This is a genomic window from Anaeromonas gelatinilytica (assembly GCF_016820635.1).
GTDB lineage: Bacteria > Bacillota > Clostridia > Tissierellales > SIT17 > Anaeromonas > Anaeromonas gelatinilytica.
Genome location: NZ_WSFU01000081.1, coordinates 1 through 4442, shown reverse-complemented (window position 1 = coordinate 4442; position 4442 = coordinate 1). Strand labels below are relative to the sequence as shown.

Genomic DNA, 4442 nt, shown 5'->3' with positions numbered 1-4442 from the left:
ATGCTGATAAACCACAATAACTATTTAAAAAATATCCCTTTCATCCCACATCTGAAGAAGTGGCTTTTCTCGCTCATAAGTTCTGTAATTTTGAATATAATCTTTCAAATTAGTTATACTAATTATATGTAAATATGATGAGTTGATAGAATTAATTTGGAGGTGGAAAACTGTTGTAAAAACATTTATAAACTTTATAAATGTATATGAAGATTTTATAATGATACAACAACTAAATTTATGATATAATATTAATTAACTATTGTGAATCCCATATATTGCGAAAGTGATATAGTCATAGGGTAGAACCTTGGGGGTGTTAGTGTATAAATAAAACTACTTGCGTAAATAGTTAGCGAAAACCAAGCAAATTTAGTAAATACAAGGGATTATACTAAAAAGTAAACTTGTATATGTACGATGCGTTGTATCGGAATTTAAGCCCTTGGACTACTATATCAAACCAAAGTAGTTTATAGCAAAATGTGGTAGGTTGAACGAGGAATTAAACAAGCTTTATAGAGTTTTATAAGGTTTCGGCAATGGGAAATATATGTCAAATATGGCTAATAGAGACCAATTGAAGAATATAGCTGAACGATGTAGCGAACATAGATTTGAAGAGAATTCATCTTTAAGATCTGATGTTAAGAGTATGGGAGAAACAGTGATTAGTTGTGAAAATTGTGTGCATTTTAATTCGGAGCATAAATGCGATTTAAATCTTATAGATAAAATATTATCAAATATGGATATTAAATTGGATTAGATAGGGTACTTTATGTGCTCTGTTTTTTTTAGTCACGTAATCATTTTTTCGTTATATAATCTTTATATATTAGTATTGATATTATGTATAGTTGGAGGAGCTTGTTGAAATTATAGACTGTAGTATATAATGAATAGTAATAGATAAGTAGTGGAGGGATTTTTTTGAGAAATATGATTACACTAGCCATAGAAAGTTCATGTGATGAAACCTCTATAGCTGTAGTAAGAAATGGTAGAGAAGTTTTGAGTAATAGGATATCTTCACAGATAGAATTACATAAAAAATTTGGAGGTGTAGTTCCTGAAGTAGCTTCGAGGAAACATATTGAAACAATTGATTATATATTAGATGATGCTTTAAACGAGGCAAATATAACGTTAAATAATATAGATAATATTGCTGTTACCTATGGTCCAGGATTGGTAGGAGCTTTATTAGTTGGACTATCCTATGGTAAGGCATTGGCATATGCATTAGACAAGCCTTTGATAGGAGTAAATCATATAGAAGGTCATATTAATGCAAATTTTATTGAGTATCCTGATTTAGAACCGCCCTTTATATGTCTAATCGTATCAGGTGGACATTCTCATTTAGTATATATAAAAGATTATGGACAGTATGAAATACTAGGAAGAACTAGAGATGATGCTGCTGGAGAAGCTTTTGATAAAATAGCCCGGGCAATGAAATTAGGATATCCTGGAGGACCAATAATTGATAAATTAGCCATGAAAGGTAATAAATATGCAATAGATTTTCCAAGGGCTTATTTGGAGGAAGAAAGTTTTGATTTTAGTTTTAGTGGATTGAAATCAGCAGTTTTAAATTATCTTCATAATCAAAAGCAGAAGAATCTAGATATAGTAGTAGAGGATGTGGCTGCTAGTTTTCAACAATCTGTGATTGAAGTATTAGTAAATAAAACTATAAGGGCAGCTAAATTAAAGAATTCTAATATTATTGCTATAGCTGGTGGAGTAGCAGCTAATGAAGGACTTAGAAATTTAATGAAAGAAAAAGCTAATAAGGAAGGAATAGAATTGAAATATCCTTCTAAAATATTATGTACAGATAATGCAGCTATGATAGGTTGTGCTGGATATTATGATTATATTAATGGAAGAACATCAGATCTAGATTTAAATGCGGTACCTAATTTGAAACTTGGAGATAAATAAATGTTTATATTTCACGGGTACACAGCTATAGGTTTTAAATTTAGTATTAAATATAATGTGGAAATAAATTATAGAAGAAATAATAATGTTACTTATGAGTTAACAAAGTTTTGCTATAGAATATAATTATCGTTAAAGTAATTGTGTAAACTTATTTGTTGCAAAGTCACGAAAATTGTAAAGAAAAGTCTTATTAACGTTTTATCCACATTGTTGACAGGATTATATACAGTTTTTGTGGATAATGTGGAAAATAACTATAAAAAAGAGCCTGTCCCAATATGGAAATGTGGATAAAGTTGGGGATTATGTGTATAAATTGTGGAGAAAAAGGATAAAATAATTTTCTTGTTATTTTTTCTAGTATATTTAACCATAAATAGTACGTTTGTTTGGTAAACATAAGAACTACTTATCGACATTAGTCAACAAGTAGTTCTTCCCATTCATTATATAGCTTTTCCAATTTATCTTTCACTAGATTAGTTTTTTGATTTGTTTCTAGACTTTTATTTGGATCTGAATATATTTCTTCTTTACACATTAAATTTTCTAGAATAGTTAGTTCTTTTTCTAAGGATGATATTTCTTTTTCTATATTAGAGATTTGCCTATTTTTTTGTTGTTTCCTTCTAATTTTTTCTCTTTCCCTTTTACGACGATTTTTTATTTGAGTTTTGGTTTCAATTGGTATTTCTTCGTTTTCTTTCATCAAACTATTCTTTTTTTCTAAATAATAATCATAGTTTCCAAGATATTCTTCTATTCCATTTTTATCTAATTCTAATATTTTATCTGTTACTTTATTTAAGAAGTATCTATCATGGGATATAATTAAAAGTGTGCCGTCATAATCTACAAGAGAATCTTCTAAAGCTTCTTTAGAATCAATATCTAAATGGTTAGTAGGCTCGTCCATTAATAAGAAATTAGCTTTAGATAACATAAGTTTTATCAAAGATACTCTACTTTTTTCGCCACCACTTAATGTAGATATTTCTTTAAATATATCTTCTCCAGTAAATAAAAATCTTGCTAATATACTTCTTATTTGAAAATGATCGAGTTTTGGATTGTCATCCCAAATTTCATCTATAATTGTTTTATCATTATTTAAATTCGTTTGTTCCTGATCATAATAAGCTATATTAACTTTATGACCAATGTTTATAATACCCTCATCATAGTCTAATTTATTTAATAATATTTTTAAAATTGTAGATTTACCGATACCATTAGGACCTATAAGTCCTACTTTTTCTCCTATATATATATCGAATGATATATTTTTGAAAATTTCATTATTATTAAAGGATTTTGTAAGATTTCTTACTTTTAATACATCATTACCACTTTTAATCTTAGGTTCGAATCGCATCTTAGCTTTTCCATTAATAGAAGTAGGTTTATCTAATTTCTTTATTTTATCTAGCATTTTTTCTTTACTTTTTGCTTGGCGTATAGCTCTTTTTCCACCAAGGGAAAGTTTTTGTATCATTTCTTCTTGTTTTTTTATATCTTTTTGTTGTTCTTCATACTTTTTAGTTAATAATTTTAATTCTTTTTTACGTTTTTTGATATAGGTTGTATAATTGCCATTATAGGACTTTAGATTATTATTTTCTAATTGAAAAATTTTAGATACTGTAGAATCAAGAAAATATCTATCGTGGGATATTATTATTACTGCACCTTTATATTCTCTAATATATCTTTCAAGCCAATTTATGGCTTCAATATCTAGATGATTAGTAGGTTCATCTAATAATAGTAAACTAGGTTTTTCTAATAATAATTTAGCTAAAGTAACTCTAGTTTTTTGTCCACCACTTAAATTATTTATAGGTTGATCAAATTCATCATTATTGAAACCTAGACCTTTTAGAACACCCTTGACTTCACTTGCATATCCATATCCATTAGCTTCTGTAAATTTTTCTGATAAAACAGAATACTTATTCATTAACTTATCCAATTTAGAAGAATTCGAGTTATTACTTTCAATACTAATTTCTTTCTCTAAATTTCTTAAGTTTTTTTCCATTTGTATTATAGATTCAAAAACGGTTAATGTTTCATTATATACAGTTTTTTTACTATTGAATGTTGTATTTTGTTTCAGATAGCCTATTTTAGTATCTTTAGCTATATATATTTCTCCAGAATCTCTAGAAATTTCACCGGTTAAAACTTTAAATAAAGTAGTCTTTCCTGCACCATTTAATCCAACTAATCCTATTTTTTCTCCATTATTTATGGCAAATGAGACATTATTTAAAGTTTTTTCTGCTATATAAGATTTGGTAATATTATTACAAGATAAAACTATCATTTAATTTCCTCCTTGTCTTAAGAGGGTATGTATATATTATACATGATATATATACGAAGATACATTAATTTTCTACTGACTGCTCCCACACCCGAAGGAGTGGGGTTCTAAACTACTAAAGGCTTCTCTATCAAAAGATGGTATCTGATTGATAGAA

At 27.6% G+C, this 4442-nt stretch carries 3 protein-coding genes; 2 read left to right on the top strand and 1 reads right to left on the bottom strand.

The genetic code is table 11. The features are described 5' to 3' along the window. Positions 1-553 precede the first annotated feature (553 nt). Both GOQ29_RS06285 and tsaD read left to right on the top strand, forming a co-directional pair. Positions 554-769 (top strand): hypothetical protein, encoded by a 216-nt coding sequence (locus GOQ29_RS06285; protein ID WP_203371795.1) that lies wholly within the window; start codon positions 554-556, stop codon positions 767-769. A 173-nt stretch (positions 770-942) separates the two neighbouring features. Then, the gene (tsaD, locus tag GOQ29_RS06280; protein WP_350445983.1) at positions 943-1953 is read left to right on the top strand and encodes a tRNA (adenosine(37)-N6)-threonylcarbamoyltransferase complex transferase subunit TsaD; all 1011 of its coding nucleotides are present in this window, start codon (positions 943-945) and stop codon (positions 1951-1953) included. A 421-nt stretch (positions 1954-2374) separates the two neighbouring features. Here tsaD and GOQ29_RS06275 read toward each other — a convergent pair whose 3' ends face one another. Further along, positions 2375-4285 carry an ABC-F family ATP-binding cassette domain-containing protein gene (locus GOQ29_RS06275; RefSeq protein WP_203371793.1) on the bottom strand — a complete coding sequence of 637 codons (1911 nt, stop codon included), beginning with the start codon at positions 4283-4285 and terminating at the stop codon, positions 2375-2377. Positions 4286-4442 lie beyond the last annotated feature (157 nt).

Excerpts from the sequence above, each read along its gene's own strand:
- GOQ29_RS06285 (WP_203371795.1), top strand. The coding sequence starts at position 554 with ATGTCAAATATGGCTAATAGAGACCAATTGAAGAATATAGCTGAACGA.
- tsaD (WP_350445983.1), top strand. The coding sequence starts at position 943 with ATGATTACACTAGCCATAGAAAGTTCATGTGATGAAACCTCTATAGCT.
- GOQ29_RS06275 (WP_203371793.1), bottom strand. The coding sequence starts at position 4,285 with ATGATAGTTTTATCTTGTAATAATATTACCAAATCTTATATAGCAGAA.